18 protein-coding genes are annotated in these 24,512 nt (G+C 62.8%); 7 read left to right on the forward strand and 11 right to left on the reverse strand.

Features of this window, described 5'->3' with window-relative positions:
* Positions 1-77: 77 nt before the first annotated feature.
* Both I6L39_RS03865 and I6L39_RS03870 read right to left on the reverse strand, forming a co-directional pair.
* Positions 78-1,484 carry a D-arabinono-1,4-lactone oxidase gene (locus tag I6L39_RS03865; RefSeq protein WP_216991087.1) on the reverse strand — a complete coding sequence of 469 codons (1,407 nt, stop codon included), beginning with the start codon at positions 1,482-1,484 and terminating at the stop codon, positions 78-80.
* Positions 1,485-1,601: 117 nt separating this feature from the next.
* Positions 1,602-2,219: a LysE family transporter gene (locus tag I6L39_RS03870; RefSeq protein WP_216991088.1), complete on the reverse strand. Its 618-nt coding sequence runs from the start codon at positions 2,217-2,219 to the stop codon at positions 1,602-1,604.
* A 76-nt stretch (positions 2,220-2,295) separates the two neighbouring features.
* Here I6L39_RS03870 and I6L39_RS03875 point away from each other — a divergent pair, with 76 nt between their 5' ends.
* Positions 2,296-3,207: a LysR family transcriptional regulator gene (locus tag I6L39_RS03875; protein ID WP_216991089.1), complete on the forward strand. Its 912-nt coding sequence runs from the start codon at positions 2,296-2,298 to the stop codon at positions 3,205-3,207.
* 6 nt (positions 3,208-3,213) lie between these two features.
* Here the strand turns inward: I6L39_RS03875 and I6L39_RS03880 are convergent, their stop codons facing one another.
* From I6L39_RS03880 to I6L39_RS03890, 3 genes are all read right to left on the reverse strand, one after another.
* Positions 3,214-4,788 (reverse strand): cyclic diguanylate phosphodiesterase, encoded by a 1,575-nt coding sequence (locus I6L39_RS03880; protein WP_216991090.1) that lies wholly within the window; start codon positions 4,786-4,788, stop codon positions 3,214-3,216.
* 227 nt (positions 4,789-5,015) lie between these two features.
* Positions 5,016-7,613, reverse strand: a complete 2,598-nt coding sequence (gene acnB / locus I6L39_RS03885; RefSeq protein ID WP_042077646.1) for a bifunctional aconitate hydratase 2/2-methylisocitrate dehydratase — start codon at positions 7,611-7,613, stop codon at positions 5,016-5,018.
* A 229-nt stretch (positions 7,614-7,842) separates the two neighbouring features.
* A complete protein-coding gene (locus tag I6L39_RS03890) occupies positions 7,843-10,146 on the reverse strand; it encodes a patatin-like phospholipase family protein (RefSeq protein ID WP_216991091.1) in 2,304 nt (767 codons plus the stop codon).
* 271 nt (positions 10,147-10,417) lie between these two features.
* Here I6L39_RS03890 and I6L39_RS03895 point away from each other — a divergent pair, with 271 nt between their 5' ends.
* From I6L39_RS03895 to I6L39_RS03905, 3 genes are all read left to right on the forward strand, one after another.
* Positions 10,418-12,328, forward strand: a complete 1,911-nt coding sequence (locus I6L39_RS03895; protein ID WP_209794181.1) for a methyl-accepting chemotaxis protein — start codon at positions 10,418-10,420, stop codon at positions 12,326-12,328.
* Between the two features lie 141 nt (positions 12,329-12,469).
* Positions 12,470-12,652 (forward strand): hypothetical protein, encoded by a 183-nt coding sequence (locus I6L39_RS03900; protein WP_042077642.1) that lies wholly within the window; start codon positions 12,470-12,472, stop codon positions 12,650-12,652.
* A 261-nt stretch (positions 12,653-12,913) separates the two neighbouring features.
* Positions 12,914-13,174 (forward strand): hypothetical protein, encoded by a 261-nt coding sequence (locus tag I6L39_RS03905; protein ID WP_084202841.1) that lies wholly within the window; start codon positions 12,914-12,916, stop codon positions 13,172-13,174.
* Here I6L39_RS03905 and I6L39_RS03910 read toward each other — a convergent pair.
* The 6 genes from I6L39_RS03910 to ampD form a co-directional block, all read right to left on the reverse strand.
* Complete coding sequence (locus I6L39_RS03910; protein ID WP_042077698.1) at positions 13,171-14,127, reverse strand: diguanylate cyclase; 957 nt, start codon at positions 14,125-14,127, stop codon at positions 13,171-13,173. The two genes, I6L39_RS03905 and I6L39_RS03910, sit on opposite strands and share 4 nt — an antisense overlap.
* Positions 14,128-14,253: 126 nt before the next feature.
* Positions 14,254-15,681, reverse strand: coding sequence for a dihydrolipoyl dehydrogenase (gene lpdA / locus I6L39_RS03915; RefSeq protein ID WP_042077639.1), 1,428 nt, complete (start codon positions 15,679-15,681; stop codon positions 14,254-14,256).
* Positions 15,682-15,829: 148 nt separating this feature from the next.
* On the reverse strand, positions 15,830-17,779 hold the full coding sequence (gene aceF / locus I6L39_RS03920) for a pyruvate dehydrogenase complex dihydrolipoyllysine-residue acetyltransferase (protein WP_216991092.1): 1,950 nt from the start codon (positions 17,777-17,779) through the stop codon (positions 15,830-15,832).
* 120 nt (positions 17,780-17,899) lie between these two features.
* Positions 17,900-20,560: a pyruvate dehydrogenase (acetyl-transferring), homodimeric type gene (gene aceE, locus I6L39_RS03925; RefSeq protein WP_042077637.1), complete on the reverse strand. Its 2,661-nt coding sequence runs from the start codon at positions 20,558-20,560 to the stop codon at positions 17,900-17,902.
* A gap of 83 nt (positions 20,561-20,643) precedes the next feature.
* The gene (pdhR, locus tag I6L39_RS03930; RefSeq protein WP_010675815.1) at positions 20,644-21,408 is read right to left on the reverse strand and encodes a pyruvate dehydrogenase complex transcriptional repressor PdhR; all 765 of its coding nucleotides are present in this window, start codon (positions 21,406-21,408) and stop codon (positions 20,644-20,646) included.
* A 278-nt stretch (positions 21,409-21,686) separates the two neighbouring features.
* The gene (gene ampD / locus I6L39_RS03935; RefSeq protein ID WP_216991093.1) at positions 21,687-22,256 is read right to left on the reverse strand and encodes a 1,6-anhydro-N-acetylmuramyl-L-alanine amidase AmpD; all 570 of its coding nucleotides are present in this window, start codon (positions 22,254-22,256) and stop codon (positions 21,687-21,689) included.
* A gap of 112 nt (positions 22,257-22,368) precedes the next feature.
* On the opposite strand from ampD, the gene I6L39_RS03940 reads away from it, so the two are divergent.
* The 3 genes from I6L39_RS03940 (at position 22,369) to tapA (ending at position 24,510) form a co-directional block, all read left to right on the forward strand.
* Positions 22,369-22,839, forward strand: coding sequence for a TIGR02281 family clan AA aspartic protease (locus tag I6L39_RS03940; RefSeq protein WP_042077632.1), 471 nt, complete (start codon positions 22,369-22,371; stop codon positions 22,837-22,839).
* A gap of 3 nt (positions 22,840-22,842) precedes the next feature.
* Positions 22,843-23,718, forward strand: coding sequence for a carboxylating nicotinate-nucleotide diphosphorylase (gene nadC / locus I6L39_RS03945; RefSeq protein ID WP_216991094.1), 876 nt, complete (start codon positions 22,843-22,845; stop codon positions 23,716-23,718).
* A 309-nt stretch (positions 23,719-24,027) separates the two neighbouring features.
* Entirely contained in the window at positions 24,028-24,510 is a 483-nt protein-coding gene (tapA, locus tag I6L39_RS03950; protein WP_216991095.1) for a type IVa pilus major pilin TapA, read from the forward strand.
* The last annotated feature ends 2 nt before the right edge of the window (positions 24,511-24,512 follow it).

A 24,512-nucleotide genomic window follows, 5' to 3' on the forward strand; every position in this document is an offset into this window, starting at 1 on the left:
TCTCCTTCCCCTCCTCCCCCTGCTCCCAGCCGGGGGGAAGGGAGCAAAAAATGCCTGCCCTCTCGAAGGGGCCGGCCTCACCGGTCGGCAAACAGCTCGCCAAGCCAGCGGTTCTCGAAGCGGCCATGGGGGTCAAGCTCGCGCTTCAGGGCCAGGAAGTCGTGCCAGCGCGGCAACAGGGCCGGGAAGTCGTAGAGGTCCATCGCCAGATGCTTGCCAAAGTGCGGGGTGCCACCCAGGGGCACCAGCAGCTGTTGCAGCTCGCGCATCTGCTCCATGGAGCCCCCGACAAAGGTGCCGTCCGCCGCCAGATAGACCAGGAACCCAATCCAGCACACCGACTTGCCATAGGCGGCGCTGAGCCAGGCCTCGGAGGGACCGGTGCAGCGCAAAATAAAGGGATAGTGCAGCACGCCGGGGTTGGCCTGCTGCCACGCTTGCAGGCGCTCGAGCGCTTCCCCCATGCGTTCGAGGGGCACGGCCACCTCGCAGTTGATCTGGGGCGCCGGAATCCCCTTGCAGAGGATCTGGTAGACGTTGCCCACCAGATCGGAGGCATCCTTGAAGCGGCGCACCGTCTCGAAGTGTTCGCCGGCCCGCGCCTCGTCCTTGGTGTCTCTGGCCATCTTCTGCAGGGTCGCGTCTATGGTGGCATTGAGCGCCAGGTTCATGCGCTCGTCCATGTCTCCCTCCAGCACCAGCGGCTCGCTGCCGCCGGCACGATAGCGGGCCACCTCCTCGTCGCTCGCCGGATCCACCAGCCAGATGTGGCTCTCGCCGGTCCAGGCGAACCACCAGCTCTTCACGAAGGCGTGCTCCCGGTTGAGGCGCTCGTTGTGTGCCAGCAGGAAGGGGTCGTCGGTGGTGAACTTGGTGCAGCGCATGATGCGGTTCGGCACTGTGTTGAGGGTCACATCCAGCAGCACCCCGAGCATCCCCATGCCCATCACGAAGGCGCCGAAGCGGGGGTCCGTGCGATCCACGCCTATGATGTCGCCACTCGCCAGCATCACCGTCATGGCCTCTACCGCGTCGCACAGGGCGGACTGGTGCAGCCCCTGGCCATGGGTGCCGGTGCTGAGCGCCCCCCCTAGCGTTTGAATGCCGATCACCCCGGGAGACGCCGGCAGCATGCGATCCATGGCGATGAGGTCGGCATAGACGGTATCGAGGGGCGTGCCCGCCTGATAGGTCACGGTATCGGCGGTCTTGGCCAGCTGGCCGCGCAGGTGGTGCAAGTCCACCAGCAGCGCCTGGCTGCCCTCGGCATAGACGCTGTGGATGGGTTCGAAGGAGAGGCCGGAGCCGATGAGCCGCAGCTTGCGCTCGGGGTATTCGCGCAGCAGCTGCTGCAGCTCGTCGCGGGTCGTCGGGCGCCACACCTGATCCAGGGCGCCGAGGGGGTTGGTCCTGGACCAGTTGAACAGCACCTCCCGATTGCCAATCGCCTTGATGCTGTGAAATGCCTGGAACCTGACCGTCATACCGCGCCTCATCTGACTTCAAAATGAGCGGCAATTCTACCGAAAAGTGACACCCAAGGCATGAAAAACAAGCCCCTGCAATTCTCGGGTGGATTGCGGGGCCTGCAGGTTGCGCCCTCAGCGGGAGGGTTGGGTCAGCGCCAGCAGCATGCCGAATCCCACCAGCAGAGCGCCAAACACCCTATCGATCCAGTGACGCACCGCCAGGAGACCGGCCCGCACCGATGCGTTGGAGAAGAAGATCGCCACCGCGCTAAACCAGAGGGCATGGGCCAGCACGATGAAGGCGCCGTAACCGAGCTGGACCGCCAGCGGCGTCTGCGGCTGCACCACCTGCATGAAGAGGCTGACGATGAAGATGGTGGTCTTGGGGTTGAGCACATTGGTCAGGAAACCGGTGCGCAGCGCCCCCAGGCTCGAGAGGGCGGGCTGGTCGGCCATCACCTCATCGACCGCCGGTCGGGCCCGCAGCATCCTGATGCCGAGGAAGACGAGGTAGGCCGCCCCCGCCAGCTTGATGAGGTTGAACAGCCAGAGGGACTGCTGGATCAGCACCCCCACCCCCAGCAGGGTGTAGCTCACGTGCACGCAGACCCCGGCCGCTATGCCAAGCGCCGTCAGCACCCCGCTGCGGCGCGAGAGCAGCAGGCCGTTGCGCGACACCATGGCGAAGTCGGGTCCAGGGCTGATGACGGCAAGGAGGGTAATGGCGACGACGGCGAGCAGTTCGGTCATGAAAATAGTCCTGACAAGAAGTGATATCGGCTATTTTATTTGGCAATAACACCAATAACGAACGATGATTTCTGACATGAATGGTGAAAATAACTCACAGAACCCCCTCTCGCTCCCCTCCCTCACCGCCCTGCGCTGTTTCGAGGTGGCGGCCCGCACCGAGCACTTCGGCCGCGCCGCCGACGAGCTGCACCTGACCCACGGGGCCATCAGCCGGGCGGTGCGCCTGCTGGAGGAGGATCTGGGGGTCATGCTGTTCGAGCGGCGCCAGCGCCGGGTCTTCCTGACCGAGGCGGGCGAGCGGCTCTATGAGTCGGTCAGGGAGGGGCTTGGCCAGATCCGCCGGACGGCCCAGGCGCTGCGCCAGCAGGGCCGCCCCCAGTCACTGGTGCTCTCCTGCGAGCCCACCCTGCTGATGCGCTGGCTGATCCCGCGCTGGCCCGACTTTCAGGCGCTGCACCCGGAGCTGGACGTGCACCTGATGGCGGGGGGTGGCGCCCTCAGCTTCGACAGCGGCATCGATCTCGCCATCCGGCGCAACGACTTCCACTGGCCGGCCGAGCTCCACAACCAGTTGCTGTTCGAGGAGCGAACCGGGCCTGTCTGCCAGCCGGCCAGGGTGGCGCAGTTCTTCGAGCGACGGGAGGAGGGCTGGGCCCTGAGTGCGGCGGCGCCCCGCCTGCACACCCGAACCCGTCCCGGCGCCTGGCAGGAGTGGCGGCAGCATGCCGGCCTGCAAGCCGGTGACGAGGGATCGGGACAGACCTTCGAGCACTTCTACTTCAGCCTGCAGGCGGCGGTGGCCGGCCTTGGCGTCGCCATCGGCCCCTACCGCCAGGTGTGCGACGACCTCGAGGCCGGCCTGCTGGTGGCGCCGCTCGGCTTCATCCCGGACGGCACCGGCTATCACCTGCTTGCCCCCACGAGACCCGAGCCAGGTAGTGCCCACGAGACCCTGGTGAACTGGCTTCACGGCCTGGTGCGCTGAGCCCCATCAGGCCTGGGCGGCGCGCTCGACGAGGGGCCTGCACCTCTCCCCTGCCGCCAGCTCCCGGCAGAACTGGCGCAGCGGCATAGGGCGGGCGAACAGATAGCCCTGCAGATACTGGACCCCCTTGCCCCTGAGGTAGGCGGCCTGCTGCTCCGTCTCCACCCCTTCGGCCACCAGGGAGAGCCCCAGCCGGCGGCCGAGGTCGATGACGTTGTCGACGATGTGCTCGGAGAGGGACTCGGTGCCGATGCGGCCGATGAAGGAGCGATCGATCTTGAGATAGTCCACGTGGAACTGTTGCAGGTAGTGAAGGCTGGAGTGGCCGGTGCCGAAGTCATCGATGGCGAGCCTCACCCCCATCTCGTCGAGCTGGCGGAACAGGGAGAGGGTCTGCGGGTTGGTCACCAGCAGCTCCCGCTCGGTGAGTTCCAGCACCAGCACCACCCGCCCCGGCACGAAGTGGGCGAGGAAGGCACGGCACTCCGCCAGCAGGGAGAGATCGCGACAGTGCGTGGCGCTGATGTTGAAACTGATGTGAAAAGCCTCTGGCAACTGTCCCTGTACCGGCTGGAGCTTCTGGGCCACCGTCTTCATCAGGTTGACCGTCATGGGTACGATCAGGCCCGACTCTTCCGCCTGGGGGATGAAGAGATCGGGGCGGATCAGCCCCTCGGTGGCATGCTGCCAGCGCATCAGCACCTCGGCCCCCACCGTGTTGCCGCCCTCGCTGGCAATGAGCGGCTGCAGATAGGGGACAAACTCCCTGGCCCGCAGTCCCCGCCTCAGCTCATCCGTGAGGGCCCCGGGCCGCCCGAGCACCCACCACACCAGCAGCGCCAGCAGCAGCGAACTGCCCCCCAGCCAGATCAGGGGCAGATGGCGCGCCTCCCACAGGGCGCGCCAGTAGAACGGCATGGCGTACCCGGCGTGGATGGTGAAGGGGTAGCGCTGGGAGGTGAGGGTCAGCGCGAACTTGCTGTTCAACTGCGGTGGGGCGCTCTGGAAGTGGCCTGACTCATCGAGCCAGGCGGACCCGACCTGCAAGAACAGCTCGCTGGGATCGCTGCTCAGGGTGAGCATGAAGCTGAGCTGGCTGCTGTCGATGGCGCTGAGCACCGCATCGCGCCCCCGCTCGTGGCGCACCACCAACAGGGGGTGATTCTTGCGCACCCGATTGCCGCTCATCAGCAGCAGCTTGTGATCCGTGTAGATGGCACCATCATCCACCTCCCGGGCCGGCCCGAACAGCGAGGTACAGTGGATCACCCCGTCACGCACCAGGTTGACCGAGCGCAGGAAGGGTTCGAGCGCCACCCGCTTGCGCAGCAGCAGCAGGTTGTCGGCACAGGGGCGGTCGATCAGCGGCAACATGTCGAGATTGGCCTGCTCGGCCTGATCCAGCATGCGCTCCAGCAGGGCTTTGGCCTTGTCGGCGGAGGCGCTGGCGTCGCGTTTCAACTCCTGCTCGTAGCTGTCTCGCACCAGCCATCCACCCGCCAGCAGCGGCAGGGTCAATACCAGCAGGGCGCAGCCAAGACGCCACTTCGTACGGGCCAGATCAATCCGGAACAGAAACATAGAGAACCACGCCACAATTCGCAGGCCTGCCTCGCAAGCACTGCAGTGAAAACATACCCGCCGGGAGGGAGACATCATGACCAGACAACGAGAGTGAAGCGAGCGGGCAAGGCGGATCGACAAGGCCGTCACTGGGCATGGGGCCCCATTATCGCGCAGCCCCCTGAAATGGAAAATGCCGCGTCAAGACGCGGCATTGTTATTTTCAGTGGTCAGACCGGCAGGCCTTATACCGCCTGTTGCAGGATCACCGCATCGGCCTTCCTGGTGTAGGAGGCGATCTCGTTGAAGTTGAGGTAGCGATAGGTGTCGGCCGCAGTGGCGTCCAGGGTCTTGGCGTACTGCAGGTACTCGGCCACGGTCGGGATCTTGCCGATGATGGCGGCAACCGCAGCCAGCTCGGCAGAGGCCAGGTAGACGTTGGCACCCTTGCCCAGACGGTTCGGGAAGTTGCGGGTGGAGGTGGAGACCACGGAGGCCCCTTCCGCTACCCGCGCCTGGTTGCCCATGCAGAGGGAACAGCCGGGTATTTCGATGCGGGCACCGACCCGACCGAAGATGCCGTAATAGCCCTCTTCGGTCAGCTGATCCTTGTCCATCTTGGTGGGCGGGGCTATCCACATGCGGGTCGGCAGCTCGCCCTGATACTTCTCGAGCAGTTTGCCGGCGGCGCGGAAGTGGCCGATGTTGGTCATGCAGGAACCGATGAACACCTCGTCGATCTGATCGCCGGCCACATCGCTCAGCAGACGGGCGTCGTCCGGATCGTTCGGCGCGCACAGGATCGGCTCCTTGATGGTGGCCAGATCGATCTCGATGATCTCGGCGTACTCGGCATCCTTGTCCGCCTCCATCAGCACCGGGTTCGCCAGCCACTCTTCCATCCCCTTGATGCGGCGGGTGATGGTGCGCACGTCGCCGTAGCCTTCGGAGAGCATCCACTTCAGCATGACGATGTTGGACTTCAGATACTCGATGATCGGCTCTTTATCCAGCTTGATGGTGCAACCGGCGGCGGAACGCTCGGCGCTGGCGTCTGCCAGTTCGAACGCCTGCTCCACCTTCAGGGTCGGCAGACCCTCGATCTCGAGGATGCGGCCGGAGAAGATGTTCTTCTTGCCCGCCTTCTCGACGGTCAGCAGCCCTTTCTGGATGGCGGCGTAGGGGATGGCATGGACCAGGTCACGCAAGGTGATGCCCGGCTGCAGCTCGCCCTTGAAGCGCACCAGCACGGATTCCGGCATGTCCAGCGGCATGACGCCGGTAGCGGCAGCGAAGGCCACCAGACCGGAGCCCGCCGGGAAGGAGATGCCGATGGGGAAACGGGTGTGGGAGTCACCACCTGTCCCCACGGTATCCGGCAGCAGCATGCGGTTCAGCCAGGAGTGGATGACGCCGTCGCCCGGACGCAAGCTTACGCCGCCGCGGTTCATGATGAAGTCCGGCAGGGTGTGGTGGGTCTGTACGTCGATGGGCTTGGGATAGGCCGCGGTGTGGCAGAAGGACTGCATGGTCAGATCGGCGGAGAAGCCGAGGCAGGCGAGATCCTTCAGCTCGTCGCGGGTCATGGGGCCCGTGGTGTCCTGGGAGCCGACCGTGGTCATCCGAGGTTCGCAGTAGGTGCCCGGGCGCACGCCCTTCACGCCGCACGCCTTGCCCACCATCTTCTGGGCCAGGGTGAAGCCCTTGCCGGTGTCGGCGACGGGCTGCGGACGACGGAACACGGTGGAGAACGGCAGACCCAGCGACTCGCGGGCCTTGTCGGTCAGGCCGCGGCCGATGATCAGCGGAATGCGGCCACCGGCGCGCACCTCGTCGATCAGCACCTCGGTTTTCAGTTCGAACTGCGCCAGCACTTCGCCCGTGCCGTGGCGGGTGATCTTGCCTTCATAGGGGAAGATGTCGATCACGTCGCCCATCGCAAGTGCAGAGACGTCCACCTCGATGGGCAGGGCGCCGGCATCTTCCATGGTGTTGAAGAAGATGGGGGCAATCTTGCCGCCGAGGCAGACGCCGCCGGCGCGCTTGTTCGGTACGAACGGAATGTCGTCGCCCATGAACCAGAGCACGGAGTTGGTGGCGGATTTACGGGAAGAGCCGGTACCGACCACATCGCCCACGTAGGCCAGCGGGAAGCCCTTCTCTTTCAGCGCGTCTATGGTCTTGATGGGGCCGATGACGCCGTCCTTGTCCGGTGTGATGCCGGGACGAGCGTTCTTCAGCATCGCCAGGGCGTGCAGCGGAATATCGGGACGGGACCAGGCGTCCGGGGCCGGCGACAGATCGTCGGTGTTGGTTTCGCCGGGCACCTTGAATACGGTGACGGTGATCTTCTCGGCCAGGGCCGGGCGGGAGAGGAACCACTCGGCATCGGCCCAGGATTGCAGCACCCGCTTGGCATGGGCGTTGCCCGCCTTGGCCTTCTCTTCCACGTCGTGGAAGGAGTCGAACATCAGCAGGGTGTGGGAGAGGCCCTTGGCGGCAAGAGGAGCCAGGGTCGCATCGTCCAGCAGGTCGATGAGCGGCTGGATGTTGTAGCCACCCTGCATGGTGCCGAGCAGTTCGACGGCCTCGGCGGCAGTCAGGATGGGGGAGTGGGCCTCGCCCTTGGCGACGGCGGTGAGGAAGCCGGCTTTGACATAGGCCGCTTCATCGACACCCGGGGGAATGCGGGAGGACAACAGTTCTTTCAGAAAGTCCTGTTCGCCGGCGGGCGGATTCTTGATCAGCTCAACCAGGGCGGCGACCTGCTCTGCGTCCAGAGGTTTGGCAACCACGCCTTCGGCGGCACGTTCTGCGACGTGTTTACGGTATGTTTCAAGCACGACTAATTCCTCTTTGGTCTTTTTTTGGGGGTTCGCCCAAGCTCGCGGCGATCGTCCTTGCGGGACACCCGTAGGGTGCCCCCCACTATATAAGTTTTAACGACTAATTAAAATCCAAACCCTGTACAGTTATTCAACAAACCAGCATAACAATATAAAAACATTGATCTTTTTAAAAATGACAAGACTCTCACCAATGACGAATTAACAAAAAGGCATCATTTCATCCTTATTGGAACGTAGTGCCCAATTGCAGATAGAACATGTCATGCCCCCCCTCCGCCACGCCATAGCCGAGGAAGATGGGGCCGAGGAAGCTCTCCACCCCCACGTAGACGGACCCCGAGGTATAGGAAGACTCCAGGCTGATGTCCCTCCCCTTGTCCCAGACGCCCCCCTGCTCCAGGGAGCCCCCGAGGAACAGGGGCGCCTTGATGGCCCCGAAGTCGTTGTCCGCCACCCGGTAGATGTAGCGCAGGCCGCTGAACAGGCTGTAACGGCCGCTCAACTGGTAGTGCTGGAAGCCGGACATGCGGAACAGGCCACCGAGATCCTGCACGAACAGCGGCACCGTCTCCTCAGAAGTCGAGCCGCCCCCCTCCAGCATCAGGTTGAGACTGTGCCTGTCCCAGGACCAGGGCTTGATCATCACCAGCCGGTAGTTCATCCCCTCGGTCTGCTCGGACGGCCCGTCTGACGGGTCCAGCTCGATGTGGGAATACCCCCCCTTGATGTCCCAGTAGACGCCCTGATAGGGGAAGTAGCGGCTGTCGAGGGTGTCGTGCTCGAAGCGCATATAGGGCCCCCAGGCGGAGGCATCGGCATCCGCATTGGCGAGGTTCTGGATCTCGACATTGCCGACCTTGCCCTCCAACCCCAGGGAGAGTCGGCTCCAGGGCTGGCGGTTCCAGCCAACGGCGAGATCCACGCTGGTGAAGCTGTACTCCGAGTCCAGGTAGCTCACCCCGGACGACGCCGCATCCTCCTCCGGGAAGAAGACACGGCGCTGAGTCTTGTCATAGGCCAGGCTCGCCTCGCCGTAGTAGGTCTGAGACGGCTCCAGCGGCGTGTAGAAGTCGGTCTTGAGATGCTTGGCCGTGCCGAGCGACGCCTCGGTCAGCCACTCGGCCCCCCACTCGTTGACGTTGGTGAGGGTGTAGGACATGCCGACGTTGTAGTTGGAGCTGCTCTCGAAGTCGTCGGAGAAGCCGAGCTGGAAGTTCAGGTAACCAGGCCCCCAGTTCTTCTCGCTGGCATCCACCACCAGCACGTTCTCGCCGCCCCGCTCCTCCACCTCGTAGGTGATGCGATCGAACGACTCCAGGGCGTAGAGGCGGCGGATCCCCGCCTCCAGGCTCTCATAGGTCTGCACCTTGTCCGGCCGCACATTGAGCATGGCACGCACGGTGTCGTCCGAGAGGCGCGACTTGTTGATGATCTCCACCTTGTCGATGTAGTAGGCCGGCTGGCCGCTGCGCTCGGCACGGCGGCTCAGCTTCTGGTTGCGATACTCGGCGTAGGCATCGGGAGAGAGGGAGAGGGCGTCAAGCTGGATGGCCGCACGGCTGGCTACCGCCTCCCCCTGCTTGATCCCCTCCGGCATCAGGGCGAAGTCGGCGATGCCCATGTTGCCGAATTCCGGCGTCAGCAGTATGTCGTTGGGACCGAGCAGCGCCTTCTGCTTCTCGGTCCCCACCTGGGTCATGTAGGTGGTGAGCTGGTCGATCATGGCCAGCCCCGACTTCAAGGATTCCCGGGTGCGCAGCTTGGCGCCGATGTCCACCGCGATCACCACGTCGGCCCCCATGGCCTTGGCCACGTCCACCGGCATGTTGTTGACGGTGCCGCCGTCGGCCAGGATGCGCCCCTCCCAGTCCACCGGCTTGAGGGCACCCGGGATGGACATGGAGGCCTGCATCGCCTTGGCGAGGCTGCCGTGATCCAGCACGAAGGGGGTGACCGTCTCCATGTCGGTCGCCACGGCGCGATAGGGGATGGGCAGATCGTCGAAACTCTTCTGCGCCGGCAGGTTGGAGGTGGCGTGGCGCAGCAGGCTGGCCATGGACTGCCCCTGGAAGAAGCCGTCAGGCAGCTGGGTCTGATCGCCGTTGACCCCGATGTCGGTGCGCAGCTGGTACTTCTCGCTCTGCTGCTTCTTGCGCAGGGAGAGCTCGTCCCGGCCTACCTTGTCCTGATACCCCTTGTTCCAGTCGATGGCGAGCGTGGTGCGCTCCACCTCCTCGGCACTGAGCCCCATGGCGTACATGCCCGCCACGTAGGAGCCCATGCTGGTCCCGACGATGATGTCCACCGGGATGCGCTTCTCCTCCAGCACCTTGAGCACCCCGATGTGGGCAGAGCCCTTGGCACCGCCGCCGCTCAACACCAGGGCAATTCTGGGCCGCTCCCCCTTGACCGCGCCCTGAGCCTGGGGCACAGGTAGGGGATCGTTCGCCTCGGCCGCCGCCATGAAGGGCAGGGTCGCCAGCAGGAGCATAATCAGGTGGGTCCATCCCCGATGAAAGATGCGCATATGAGTGTCCATTGATCCGGTAAGAGTCGAGGCCGGTCTGCCGACCAGGTGCTGCCTACTATAAGTGGAAGCACTTTAACCGCAACCCGGGGTGCTGGCGAGATGCCCCGGGGCGGTGACGGCCAATGCGGGGATAAAACGGCGCCAATCCAGTCCTGGCCTGATGTGAGCGCAAACGTTAATCGGCAATAAACGCCCCACCCGCTCAAGAAAGCGCCCGTTCGGCCGCTAATATGGGTTCAAATTCCAGGTCCACACCCGAGTCACGCCCATGTTCGCAAACCTGACACTCAAACAGAAAATTCTGGCCACCGTCATCCTGGCCGTGGCGCTCTCCTGCCTGCTGGTGGGTTATTTCAGCCAGCGCTCGGCCCAGCAGTTGATCGAGACCCGCATGTTCGAGCAGGAGCTGCCGAACCTGACCCAGCGCATCGGCAAGGAGATCGAGAAGGATCTCACCTCGGTCGCCGGCGCCGCCAGACAGCTGGCCAACGATCGCTTCGTGCTGGACTGGGTCGCCCGTGGCATGCCCAAGGAGCAGGAGTCCATCCTCATCGATCAGCTCAAGGACATGACGGCCCAGTACGGCCTGGTCACCGCCTCCTTCGCCGATCGGCAGAGTGCCGCCTACTACAACCAGGACGGCTTCCTGCGCATCCTGAACCACGACCAGGACGGCTGGTTCTACGACTACACCAAGAGCCGCCAGGAGCTGATGCTCAGCATCTTTCGCGAGACCAACGGCGAGGTGAAGCTGTTCGTCAACTTCCAGCAGCTCGACGGCCGCGGCCTCGCCGGCCTCGCCAAGTCCCTCGACAGCATGGTCAGCATGCTGGCCGACTTCCGCATCGGCGACAGCGGCTTCGTCTTCATGACGGATGGCAGCGGCCGGGTGAAGCTGCACCCCGACGCCGCCCGCATCGATCGGGACAACCTGACCCAGCTGGCCAGCGGCAGCAGCACCAACCTGCTCAACAAGCAGCCGTTCGCCGCCACCCGTGCCGAGATCGACGGCCAGCCGGTGATCCTGGCCACCAGCTATATCCCCCTGCTCGACTGGTATCTGGTGGCCCAGGTGCCTGAGGCCGAGATCTATGCGGAACTGGATCGGGCTCGGCTGCACATCCTGCTGGTCAGCCTGGCCATCGCCGTCGGCATGGGGCTGCTCGGCGTGCTGCTGGCCGGTTCGGTCAGCCGCCCGCTCAACGAGCTGGCCCGCCTGTTCCGGGAACTCGGCAGCGGTGACGGCGATCTGACCCAGCGCCTCAGGGTCGATGGCCGTGACGAGCTGGCCCAGGTGGCCACCGGCTTCAACAACTTCGTCACCAAGATCCACGGCTCCATCGAGCAGGTGGCGAACAACTCCCGCCAGCTCGCCGCCACCGCCAACGAGGTGGCCGCCAAGGCCCAGCTCACCCAGCACAACTGCACCGCCCAGCGGGATCGCACCGTCCAGGTCGCCACCGCCATCCACGAGATGGGGGCCACAGTGAGCGAGATCGCCGGCAATGCGTCGCTCGCCGCCGACGTTGCCAAACAGGCCAACGAGCAGGCCGATGCGGGGGCCCAGGTGGTGGCCCAGGCCCGCCACGGCATCGTCGGCCTCTCCGGCGAGATCGAGCAGGTCGCCGGGGTCATCGAGTCCCTGGCCAGCCAGACCGACTCCATCGGCAGCATCCTCGACACCATCCGCAGCATCTCCGAGCAGACCAACCTGCTGGCCCTCAACGCCGCCATCGAGGCCGCCCGCGCCGGCGAGCAGGGCCGCGGCTTCGCCGTGGTGGCCGACGAGGTGCGCAACCTCGCCAGCCGCTCCGCCGCCTCCACCGCCGAGATCCAGGTGATGATCAACAGCCTCCAGGAGCAGAGCGCCCGCGCGGTCAGCGCCATGGCACAGGGCCGCAACCAGAGCCAGCTGGTGGTGGCCCAGGCCGACGAGGCCAACGGTGCCCTCGACCAGATCACCGGCCACATCACCCAGATCAGCGACATGAACATCCAGGTCGCCACCGCCACCGAGGAGCAGTCCAGCGTGGTGGGCGAGATCAACCGCAATGTGGAGGACATCAACCAGCTCACCATGGAGACGGCCGACATCGCCCACCAGCTCACCGAGTCCAGCCGCAGCCTGCAGCAGCTCTCCGGCGAGCTCGACAAGCTGGTCGGCAACTTCCGGCTATGAGCCACCCCTTCCACCTGCAAACAGGGCGTGCCGTGACGCGCCCTGATTGCACTACGGCAGGCCGTGACGCAGGTCCGCCCGCCCCCTCAAGCTTCCTCATGCCAAGCTGCGCCATAATAGAGGGAAATAACGGGAGGTATCATGAGTAAACTGGTTGTGATCACATTGCTGGCGGGCTTGCTCAGCGCCTGCAGCAGCGGCCCGACGCGGGTGCACAGCGCCGATGTGAGCGTGGGGGATGCCAGGATCCGGGTCAGCGACGGGGATCGAGGGGGTTACGGTACCTTCTGCCCGCCGGGGCAGGCCAAGAAGGGGCGCTGCTAGCGCCCTTTTTTACACCCTGCTGGAACTCGTCAGGCCGCAGAAACGACGCCCTCGTCTCGGACGGCAACTCAGGTGCACGGTTCCACGACCGCGCCAGCACAGGCTGCTTCCCGTGCTGGCAACCCCTCTGCATGCTCCCCCCACCGACGGCCGCCCCATTCGGCCCGTCATGCCAGCGGCAAGTCATGACGCAGCACCCTCAATGCCTCCCTGTGTTCTTGGCAAAGGGCAGCATAATCAGGGAAACCCTAGGAGGTTGTTATGGACAAGCGGATTCTGATGGTACTGCTTGGCATCTTGCTCAGCGGTTGCGCCAGCGGCCCGGTACGGGTACACGGCGCAGACTTCAGCGTGGATGACGCCCATATCCGGGTCACTGACGGCTACCATCGTCATTACTATCGCCATTACGATGATCATTATTACCGTGATGGGTATTACCGCCGTGACTACTATGACCACCACCATGGCGGCTATCGCACCTTCTGCCCGCCCGGGCAGGCCAAGAAGGGGCGCTGCTAACGCCCTCTCTTGTGGTCGTACATCTGCCGGTCGGCCTGCATCAAGAGGAGTTCCAGCTCGGGGGGCATGGCCGGATCATAATGCGCGACCCCGGTGGAACAGGCCAGCCGATAGGGTTTTCCCGCCTCCAGGTTGAATCGCGCCAACGCCTCGTCGAAACGGGCAAGTACCCGTGGCACCAGCCCGGGTCCTATGCCCGGCAGCAACACAACGAACTCATCGCCCCCCAGGCGGGCGAAGATGTCGGCATTGCGAAACACCTTGCACAGCAAGCGCGCCATCTGGCGCAGGGCATCGTCCCCCACCTCGTGGCCAAGGCTGTCGTTGATCTCCTTGAAGCGGTTGAGATCGAGGAACAGCAGGCTCGCCTCCCGTCCCTGCCGATGGGAGAGTTGCAGGCACTTCTGTCCCAGCATGACGAAGCCGCGGCGATTGGTGATGCCGGTCAGCTCGTCCAGGATCGCCAACTGGATGGCGGCCAGCTCGTGCTCCACCATGCCCGCCAGATCCGTCAACAGGGACTGCTGACGTTCATCCAGATGGCGCGGCTTGTGGTCGATGAGGCAGAGGGTACCCACCTTGTAACCCCCGGCGATATGCAGGGGGCAGCCGGCATAGAAACGGATATGGGGAGCCCCCAGCACCAGCGGATTGTCGGCGAAGCGCGGATCCCGGGTCGCATCCTCCACCACGAAGATCCCCTCGCCGAGGATGGCGTGACCGCAGAAGGAGATGTCCCGCGGGGTCTCTTGCGCATCCAGACCGCAGCGTGACTTGAACCACTGCCGCTCCTCATCCACCAGGGAGATGAGGGAGATGGGCACCTCGAACATGTTGCGCGCCATCCGGGTAATGCGGTCGAAGCGCTCCTCCGCCGTGGTATCCAGGATGGCGAGGCGGCGAAGGCCATCGAGGCGCTGCTGTTCGTATTCGGAAATAGGGGGTGCTTGCATGGCAGGAAGGGCGGTGAACAGGATTGTTCCCAGCATAGCAAACAGCCTCGAACAAATCTCTTTCATCGTCAAAAAACAAAAAAAGCCGCTCCTGGGAGCGGCTTTTCATGGGCGGGAAGAAGGGACTTATTTCTTCTTCTTGGCCTTGGCGTTCGGCAGGTCGGTGATGGAGCCTTCGAACACTTCGGCAGCCAGGCCCACGGACTCGTGCAGAGTCGGGTGAGCGTGGATGGTCAGCGCGATGTCTTCGGCGTCTGCACCCATCTCGATGGCCAGACCGATTTCACCCAGCAGCTCACCGCCGTTGGTACCCACGATGGCACCACCGATGACGCGGCCGCTCTCCTTGTCGAAGATCAGCTTGGTCATGCCGTCGGCACAGTCGGAGGCGATGGCGCGACCGGAAGCTGCCCAGGGGAAGGTGGCGACTTCGAAGTTCAGGCCCTGTTGCTTGGCTTCCTTCTCGGTCAGACCCACCCAGGCCATCTCCGGCTCGGTGTAGGCGATGGACGGGATCACTTTCGGGTCGAAGTAGTGCTTCTTGCCGGCGATGACTTCGGCCGCCACGTGACCTTCGTGCACACCCTTGTGGGCCAGCATGGGCTGACCGACGATGTCGCCGATGGCGTGGATGTGGGCCACGTTGGTACGCAGTTGCTTGTCCACCTCGATGAAACCGCGCTCGTTGACGGCAACGCCCGCCTTCTCGGCATCCAGCATCTTGCCGTTCGGCACACGGCCAACGGCAACCAGCACGTTGTCGTAGCGAACCGGCTCGGCCGGGGCGTGCTTGCCTTCGTAGGAGACGTACAGGCCGTCTTCACGGGCCTCAACGGCGGTGACCTTGGTCTCCAGCATGATGTTGAATTTCTTGGCAACGCGCTTGGTGTAGATCTTGACGATGTCTTTGTCGGCAGCCGGTACCAGCTGGTCGGCAAATTCCACCACGTCGATCTCGGAACCCAGGGAGGAGTACACTGTCCCCATCTCCAGACCGATGATGCCGCCACCGATGACCAGCAGCTTGCCAGGTACGGTCGTCAGTTCCAGCGCATCGGTAGAGTCCCATACGCGGGGGTCGTCATGGGGGATGAACGGCAGCTTCACCGGACGGGAACCGGCGGCGATGATGGCGTTGTCGAAGGTGACTGTGGTCTTGCCGTCGGCGCCTTCCACTTCCAGCGTGTTCGGGCCGGTGAACTTGCCGAAGCCGTTCACGACCTGGACTTTACGCATCTTGGCCATGCCGGCCAGACCGCCGGTCAGCTGGTTGATGACCTTCTCTTTCCACAGACGCACCTTGTCGATGTCGGTCTGCGGGGCACCGAAGACGATGCCGTGCTCGGCCAGCGCCTTGGCTTCTTCAATGACTTTGGCGACGTGCAGCAGCGCCTTGGACGGGATGCAACCCACGTTCAGGCAGACGCCACCCAGGGTGGAGTAACGCTCGACGATAATGGTATCCAGACCCAAGTCAGCCGCACGGAAGGCAGCGGAATAACCGGCAGGGCCAGCACCCAGTACTACGACCTGGGTTTTGATTTCTTTACTCATCATGACCTCTTTGTCGTTCTTATATCCCCGGACAGCACAGTCTTATGCCAAGCAAGGCGGCTGCAGCCGTGAAAAAAACGGGGCAAGTTTACAATCCTGTTAACGAAATGAGAAGCAAAAAGGGCGGGCTCTGGGCCCGCCCTCTCACTTACAGGACCAGTCGACGAATGTCGGACAACACACCACTCAGGGTGGTGATGAAGCGGGCACCGTCGGCGCCATCGATGACGCGGTGGTCGTAGCTCAGAGCCAGCGGCAGCATCAGACGCGGCACGAACTCTTTACCGTTCCACTTCGGCTTCATCTCGGACTTGGAGACGCCCAGGATGGCCACTTCCGGCGCGTTGACGATCGGGGTAAAGCTGGTACCGCCGATGCCACCCAGGCTGGAGATGGTGAAGCAACCGCCCTGCATGTCGGCAGCGGTCAGCTTGCCGGCACGGGCCTTCTTGGAGATCTCGGCCAGATCGCGGGACAGCTCGTGGATGCCCTTCTTGTTGACGTCGCGAACCACCGGAACCACCAGACCGTTGGGGGTATCCACCGCCACACCGATGTGGATGTACTTCTTCATGATCAGCTTGCTGCCGTCTTCGGACAGGGCGCTGCAGAAGCGCGGATGGGCTTCCAGGGCCTTGGCGGCCGCCTTCAGGATGAACACCAGCGGGGTGATCTTCACGTCCAGCTTCTGCTTCTCGGCCAGGATGTTCTGCTCTTTGCGGAACGCTTCCAGATCCGTGGTATCGGCTTCGTCGAACTGGGTGACGTGGGGGATCATGGCCCAGTTGCGGTGCAGGGCAGGACCGGAGATCTTCTGGATACGGGTCAGTTCCAGCTCTTCGACAGGGCCGAACTTGCTGAAATCAACCTTGGGCCAGGCCACGACGCTCATGCCGTTGCCAGTGCCGGTGCCAGCAGCCGGAGCGGACTCGGCGCGCTTGACCGCATCCTTCACGTAGGCCTGCACGTCTTCTTTGACGATGCGACCCTTGCGACCGGAGGCTTTCACCTTGGCCAGGTTGACACCGAACTCGCGCGCCAGACGGCGTACAGCCGGGGAGGCGTGGACATAGGCGTCGTTGGCGACGAAATCGGAGGCGGCAGCAGCCTGGGCAACCGGCGCAGGAGCGGCGGCAGCCGGAGCGGCAGCAACAGGCGCTGCGGCAGGAGCCGGAGCAGCCACGGCAGCCGGAGCGGCACCCGCAACTTCGAATACCATGATCAGGGAACCGGTGGAGACCTTGTCACCCGCCTTCACCTTGATCTCCTTGACCACGCCGGCGAACGGCGCAGGCACTTCCATGGAGGCCTTGTCGCCTTCCACGGTGATCAGGGACTGGTCGGCTTCAACCTTGTCACCCACGGCGACCATGATCTCGGTCACTTCCACTTCGTCACCGCCGATGTCCGGCACCTTGACGTCTTTGGCACCGGCGGCAACCGGAGCAGCGGCAGCCACAGGGGCGGCAGCAGGAGCCGGCGCGGCAACGGCGGCCGGGGCAGCGCCCGCCACTTCGAAGACCATCACCAGGGAGCCGGTAGAAACCTTGGCGCCGGCGGCAACCTTGATCTCGACCACGCGACCGGCGAACGGTGCCGGCACTTCCATGGAGGCTTTGTCACCTTCCACGGCGATGATGGACTGGTCGGCTTCAACCATGTCGCCCACGGCCACCATGATTTCAGTCACTTCGACTTCGTCACCACCGATGTCCGGCACGTTGACGTCCTGGCGAGCGGCGGCGGCAGGAGCGGCGGCCGGCGCGGCAGCGGCAGGAGCGGCGGCCGGCGCGGCAGCGGCAGGAGCGGCGGCCGGCGCGGCAGCAACCGGGGCAGCAGCCTGGGCCGGAGCCGGTGCGACAGCACCCTCGGCTTCGAAGACCATGATCTGGGAACCGGTGGCAACCTTGTCGCCCACCTTGATCAGGATCTCTTTGACGATACCGGCGGCGGGGGCCGGGACTTCCATGGAGGCCTTGTCACCTTCCACGGCGATCAGGGACTGGTCCAGCTCGACCTTGTCACCCACGGCCACCATGATCTCGGTGACTTCAACTTCATCGGCACCGATATCCGGCACCATAATCTGTTTGGACATTGCGCTTTATCCTCTTGCGTGCATCCACGTGGCAGCCTGAGCATCGCCACGCGCATCCCGCGTTATCCGTTTAAACCCAGGCAAGGTCGCGCCGGATACCCGGCGCGACACTCAATCCTCTTACGCGTACAGCGGGTTGACCTTGTCGGCATCGATGCCGTACTTGGCGATGGCGTCGGCCACCACCTGCTTGTCTACCTCGCCGCGCTTGGCCAGTTCGGTCAGGGCAGCAACCACCACGTAGAACTCGTTCACTTCGAAGTGACGACGCAGGTTGGCACGGCTGTCGGAACGGCCGTAACCGTCTGTACCCAGCACACGGTAGTTCTCGGTCGGCACGAAGGCACGCACCTGATCGGCGAAGGACTTCATGTAGTCGGTCGCGGCGATGGTGGCTTCGGTACCCAGTACCTGAGCGATGTAGGGAACGCGAGCCTCTGCAGTCGGGTGCAGCATGTTCCAGCGATCCGCGTCCTGACCGTCGCGAGCCAGTTCGTTGAAGGAGGTGACGCTGAACACGTCGGAACCCACGCCGTACTCGCTGGCCAGGATCTGGGCGGCAGTGCGCACGTGACCCAGGATGGAACCACAACCCAGCAGCTGTACCTTGGCCTTGGTGCCGGCCACGGTTTCCAGCTTGTAGATACCCTTGCGGATGCCTTCCTCGGCGCCTTCCGGCATGGCCGGCATGGCGTAGTTCTCGTTCAGGGTGGTGATGTAGTAGAACACGTTCTCCGGGTTCTCACCGTACATGCGGCGCAGGCCGTCCTGTACGATCACCGCCACTTCGTAGGCGTAGGAGGGGTCGTAGGAGATGCAGTTCGGGATGGTGTTGGCCAGGATGTGGCTGTGACCATCTTCGTGCTGCAAGCCCTCTCCGTTAAGAGTGGTACGACCGGAGGTCGCGCCCAGCAGGAAGCCACGGGCTTGCTGGTCACCGGCTGCCCACGCCATGTCGCCGATCCGCTGGAAGCCGAACATGGAGTAGTAGATGTAGAACGGGATCATCGGGCAATCGTTGGTGCTGTAAGAGGTGGCAGCAGCCAGCCAGGAGGACATGGCGCCCAGCTCGTTGATACCGTCTTGCAGAACCTGACCCTGCTTGTCTTCCTTGTAGTAGGAGACGATGTCGCGGTCTTGCGGGGTGTACTGCTGGCCGTGCGGGCTGTAGATACCGATCTGGCGGAACAGGCCTTCCATACCGAAGGTGCGGGCTTCGTCAGCCAGGATCGGCACGATGCGCTTGCCGATGGACTTGTCTTTCAGCATCACGTTCAGGGAACGCACGAACGCCATGGTGGTGGAAATTTCGCGCGCCTGTTCGCCCAGCAGCGGACCGAAGGCATCCAGCGCCGGGATTTCCAGCTTGGTGGTGCTCTCGCGCAGACGGGTCGGTACATAGCCCTTCAGCGCGGCACGGCGGGCGTGCAGGTACTTGTGCTCTTCGGTACCCTCTTCGATCTTCAGGTACGGCAGGTTTTCCAGCTGCTCGTCGGTGACCGGCAGGTTGAAACGATCGCGCAGGTGACGCACCGAGCCCAGATCCATCTTCTTGACCTGGTGAGCGATGTTCTTGCCTTCGGCCGCTTCGCCCATGCCATAGCCCTTGATGGTCTTGGCCAGGATCACGGTCGGCTTGCCCTTGGTCTGTGCAGCCTTGGAGAAGGCGGCGAACAGTTTGCGGGGGTCGTGACCACCGCGGTTCAGGGCGAAGATCTCCTCGTCGGTCATGTCTTTGACCAGCGCGGCGGTTTCCGGGTAACGGTTGAAGAAGTGCTCGCGCACGTAGGCACCGTCGCGGGACTTCATGGTCTGGTAGTCGCCGTCCACGGTCTCGTTCATCAGCTGGATCAGCTTGCCGGAAGTGTCTTTCTTCAGCAGCTCATCCCACTTGCGACCCCAGATGACCTTGGTGACATCCCAGCCGGCGCCGGAGAACAGGCCTTCCAGCTCGTTGATGACCTTGCCGTTGCCGACAACCGGGCCGTCCAGACGCTGCAGGTTGCAGTTGACCACGAATACCAGGTTGTCGAGCTTCTCGCGTACGGCAACGGTCAGGGCACCCTTGGCTTCCGGCTCGTCCATCTCGCCGTCACCCAGGAAGGCGTAAACGGTCTGCTCGGAGCAATCCTTGATGCCACGGTCGGTCAGGTACTTCAGGAAGCGGGCCTGATAGATGGCGGCGATGGGGCCCAGACCCATGGAGACGGTCGGGAACTGCCAGAATTCCGGCATCAGTTTCGGGTGCGGGTAGGAAGGAATACCCTTGCCATCCACTTCCTGACGGAAGTTGTCCAGCTGCTCTTCGGTCAGGCGACCTTCGGCGAAGGCGCGGGCGTAGATGCCCGGGGAGATGTGACCCTGGAAGTAGACCAGATCGCCACCGTCCTTCTCGTTGCGGGCACGGAAGAAGTGGTTGTAGCAGACTTCGTAGATGGTCGCGGAAGAAGCGAAGGAAGACATGTGACCACCCAGGTCCAGGTCTTTCTTGGAAGCGCGCAGCACTATCATCATGGCGTTCCAGCGGATGATGGCGCGAATGCGGCGTTCCATCTCCAGGTCGCCCGGGTAAGCCGGCTCGTCGCTGGCAGGGATGGTGTTGATGTAGTCGCGGTTTGCCTTGGCAGCCACGTCCACACCGCTTGCGCGGGCTTTCTCGGCCAACTGTTCAAGGATGAACTGAGCGCGTTGCGGACCCTCTTCACGCAGCAGGGATTCCAGAGAGGCAAGCCACTCCAGCGTTTCTATCGGGTCCACATCGTTCTTCAGGATATCAGACATGGCTGGTTCCTATGTTGTTGTGATTGCACGGCATTGCACGGCGAAGGGCGCAAGCATTCGACAATTAAGAAAGCCTTGTGGGATTAGTTTTCCTGCTGACGGATCCGACGCATGGATCGCTGGATCCGGCTGTCTTCCCTCTGCATATCCAACAAGGTGTCCTCGATAAAGGCCAGGTGCTCATGACAAGCAGCCCTGGCCCGCTCCGGAGCCCCCGACAGGATAGCCTCGATCAGGCTCGCACGATGGCGACGGATCTTGGCGACCACTCCCGGACGGCGATTCAAAATTTCATTGTTTCGTAAAATGTTCTGCTCGAGCATGGGGCCCATGGCCCGCAGCAGATGCAGCAGCACCACGTTGTGGGAGGCCTCGGCCACGGCCAGATAGAACTGGGTCACGGCGGCCGACTCGACCACCAGCGACCCTTGCTGACCGGCTTCCTCGATGGCGGCCTGCGCCAGGCGGATCCGCTCGAAATCAGCCTCTGTGCCCCGCAGCGCCGCGTAGTAGGCACAGATGCCTTCCAGCGCATGACGAAACTCCAGCAGGTCGTACTGGGCTTCCGGGTGAGTGCTGAGCAGTTCGAACAGGGGATCGGCGATCCCCTTGCTCAAGGCATTCTGCACATAGGTGCCGCCGCCCTGACGACGATACAAGAGTCCTCTCGCTTCCAGGCGCTGGATGGCTTCGCGCAGGGAGGGGCGCGACACCTGAAACTGGATGGCGAGTTCCCGCTCGGGCGGCAACTTCTGGCCCGGCTGCAGGCTGCCTTCCAGAATCATGCTTTCCAGCTCGGCGACGATGGCGTCGGCCAGCTTGGGCTGAGTAATCTTGATATAGGGCATGAGGCTACTTTGTTAAATTGGTATTACCAATTTTATGGTTGGGGCGAAAATTAGCAGAGGGCTTGGAAAAAGTCCACCCAAAATATGATCTGAATCAAGAAGCTGACTTGCCACTTTGGGGGTAAAAACGCGGAATCATGATGTAGCTCATAGAAAATGGTCTGACCAATATTTGTGAGCTCGCTCACCGGCAACATTTACTCAACAGCATGAAAAATGGCCCGCCCCATAGGGCAAGCCATTGATTCTAAAAACACTAACTAATTTTGCACTTTTCACTAAAAGTGGAGTTTTTCTCGATATCGAAGCCATTCGAAACTGTTGCCAGGATCCGTCTTGCGGCCCGGCGCGATGTCGCAGTGCCCGACGATCCGCTCCGCCGTGATGGCGGGATAACGGCGAGCGATCGCCCGGCTGAGGTCCGACAGCACCTCGTATTGCACGTCGCAGTAGGGAAGCTCGTCGGTCCCTTCCAGTTCGATGCCGATGGAGTAGTCGTTGCACGCCTCCCGCCCCGCCCAGCTCGACACCCCCGCATGCCAGGCTCTGGCACCGAATGGCACGTATTGCACCAGCTCGCCGTCCCGGCGGATCAGGCAGTGGGCCGACACCCTCAGCTGATGGATACCGGCAAAATAGGGGTGCACCTCGGGATCGAGCCGGCCGAGAAACAGATCGTCGATGAAGGGGCCGCCGAACTCCCCCGGGGGCAGGCTGATGCCGTGTATCACCAGCAGGGAGACATCGTCCGGGCTGGTACGCTCGTTGTGATGGGGCGACGGCACCTTGCGGGCCTGCTCGCACCAGCCTTCACTATCGATGGAAAACGGGGTTCTGGGTTGTGTCATCGTCTGCTCGACTCACAATGGGAAGGGGGTGATAAACAGGAAACAAGTCCCTGAATCCACGGGTAAAGCTGTGTTAGGCTTGGCCATTCACTCGCGCGATGTGGGACATACTATGCACCCGATGGCACGCCGTCTCTGGCTGCTGGCCTGGCTCTCGCTGCTGGGTCTGCTGACCCTCTACTTTCATGGTCGCGAACAACCGTCGGTGACCGCCAGCGGCGATCTGCTGCTCAAGGCGGATGCCAGCGGTCATTATCGTCTGGAGGGTGCCATCAACGACCAGCCGGTGCAACTGCTGCTGGACACGGGGGCGACCAGGGTGACCATACCGAGCCAGGTGGCCTCCCGGCTCGGCCTCGTCGCCACCGGCCGCAGCCGGGTCAACACGGCGGCCGGGGAGATCCTGGTCGATACCGGCCGTATCGAAAGTCTGGCGATGGGTCCGCTGACCCTGTACGATTTGTCCGTCTTTATCAATCCGGCTGCCGACGGGGAGGAGATCCTGGTGGGCATGAATGCCCTGGGCAGGCTGGAATTGCGCCAGAAAGACAGGCAGTTGCTTCTCAGACCCTTGCAGGAATAAGGCATGTTACAACAGGACATCCGCCGCGCCGTGCGCGCCGCACTTCTCGAAGACTTGGGCGATGCCCTCACCGCACTGGACCAACCGGATGCCAGCGCCGATATCACCGCCCAGCTGATCCCGGCGGATCGCATCTCGACTGCGCGAGTCATCACCCGCGAGGTGGGCGTCTTCTGCGGCCAGCCCTGGGTAGACGAGGTATTTGCCCAGCTCGGCGGCGACGTCAGGGTGGAGTGGAAGGTGCAGGATGGCGAGCGCCTCTCCCCCAATCAGGAGCTGTTCCGCCTGCACGGCCCCGCCCGTGTGCTGCTCACCGGCGAACGCAATGCCCTCAACTTCGTGCAGACTCTCTCCGGCGTCGCCACCCTGACCGCCCGTTATGTGGCCGAGCTGGAGGGAACGGACTGCCGATTGCTCGACACCCGCAAGACCCTGCCCGGTCTTCGCACCGCCCAGAAATATGCGGTCACCTGTGGCGGCGGCAAGAACCACCGCATCGGTCTCTACGACGCCTATCTCATCAAGGAGAATCATATCCTCGCCTGCGGCGGTATAGCGCCGGCGATAGCACAGGCACGCCACCTCAATCCGGGCAAGCCGGTGGAAGTGGAGGTCGAATCCCTGGCCGAGCTGGAGCAAGCGCTGGCAGCCCGTGCAGACATCGTGATGCTGGACAACTTCGACATCCCCATGATGAAGGAGGCCGTCCACCTGAACCAGGGGCGCGCCAAGCTGGAGGTCTCTGGCAACGTGACGCTCGACACCCTTGCCAGCTATGCCGCGACCGGCGTCGACTTTATCTCGGTGGGGGCGCTGACCAAACACGTGCGGGCACTGGATCTCTCGATGCGCTTTATGGAAGACGTGGCCGAGGGCTGAGCGAGCCATACCCGCCGTTTGGCCCAAAAATATTACAGGGCTCGAAACTTGCAAAAGGCGCCATCGGCGCCTTTTCTTTATGCAGGATCCCGCGACATAAGGAGTGTGAAGATGGGCCCTCCCCAACCTTGAGCAGTGCCAAGAGAAACCATTTAATCTTTGATTTTTCTACAACTTTCACTAAATGACACAAAAGTGGTTAACAAGGGCTCCGCCTCTGTTGCCAACCCGAAGCGCTCGGATAAGATACCAACGTGGATAGCATTCCACCTGTGCTTATCAGGAACCATGGAAAAAAGGATATTTGACATGAAAAGACAGTCAGGGTTTACGCTAATCGAATTGATGATCGTCGTTGCGATCGTCGCCATCCTCGCCGCCATCGCCTTGCCGGCGTATCAGACCTATACACTTCGAGCGAAGTTTTCAGAGGTAATAGCCGCTGCAGGGCCAGCAAAAACAGCTATCGAAGTGTGCCTGCAAAGTACAGATACTGATGGAGCCAGTATTAATTTCGGCACAACTGAAGCTAAATGTATTGATGCTGGAAACAGTGCCCTTGCATCAGGTATTACAGGTTCTGACATAAAGAGAATTGATACAAACGCCGCTAACACACTAGTTGCTGCTTCTGGTGCGACAGGTGTGACAATAACCGTCACGAGCGGTACTGACTTCGATAATGTTTCACCTGCTAATCCAACCTTCGTTATGTCTGGCACAGCTGAACCGTCCAAACAGATCAACTGGACACGAGATAGTGGTACATGCACGGCAGCAAGCCTCTGCTAATT

It is taken from the genome of Aeromonas sp. FDAARGOS 1409 (genome assembly GCF_019048705.1).
Classification (GTDB): domain Bacteria; phylum Pseudomonadota; class Gammaproteobacteria; order Enterobacterales; family Aeromonadaceae; genus Aeromonas; species Aeromonas sanarellii.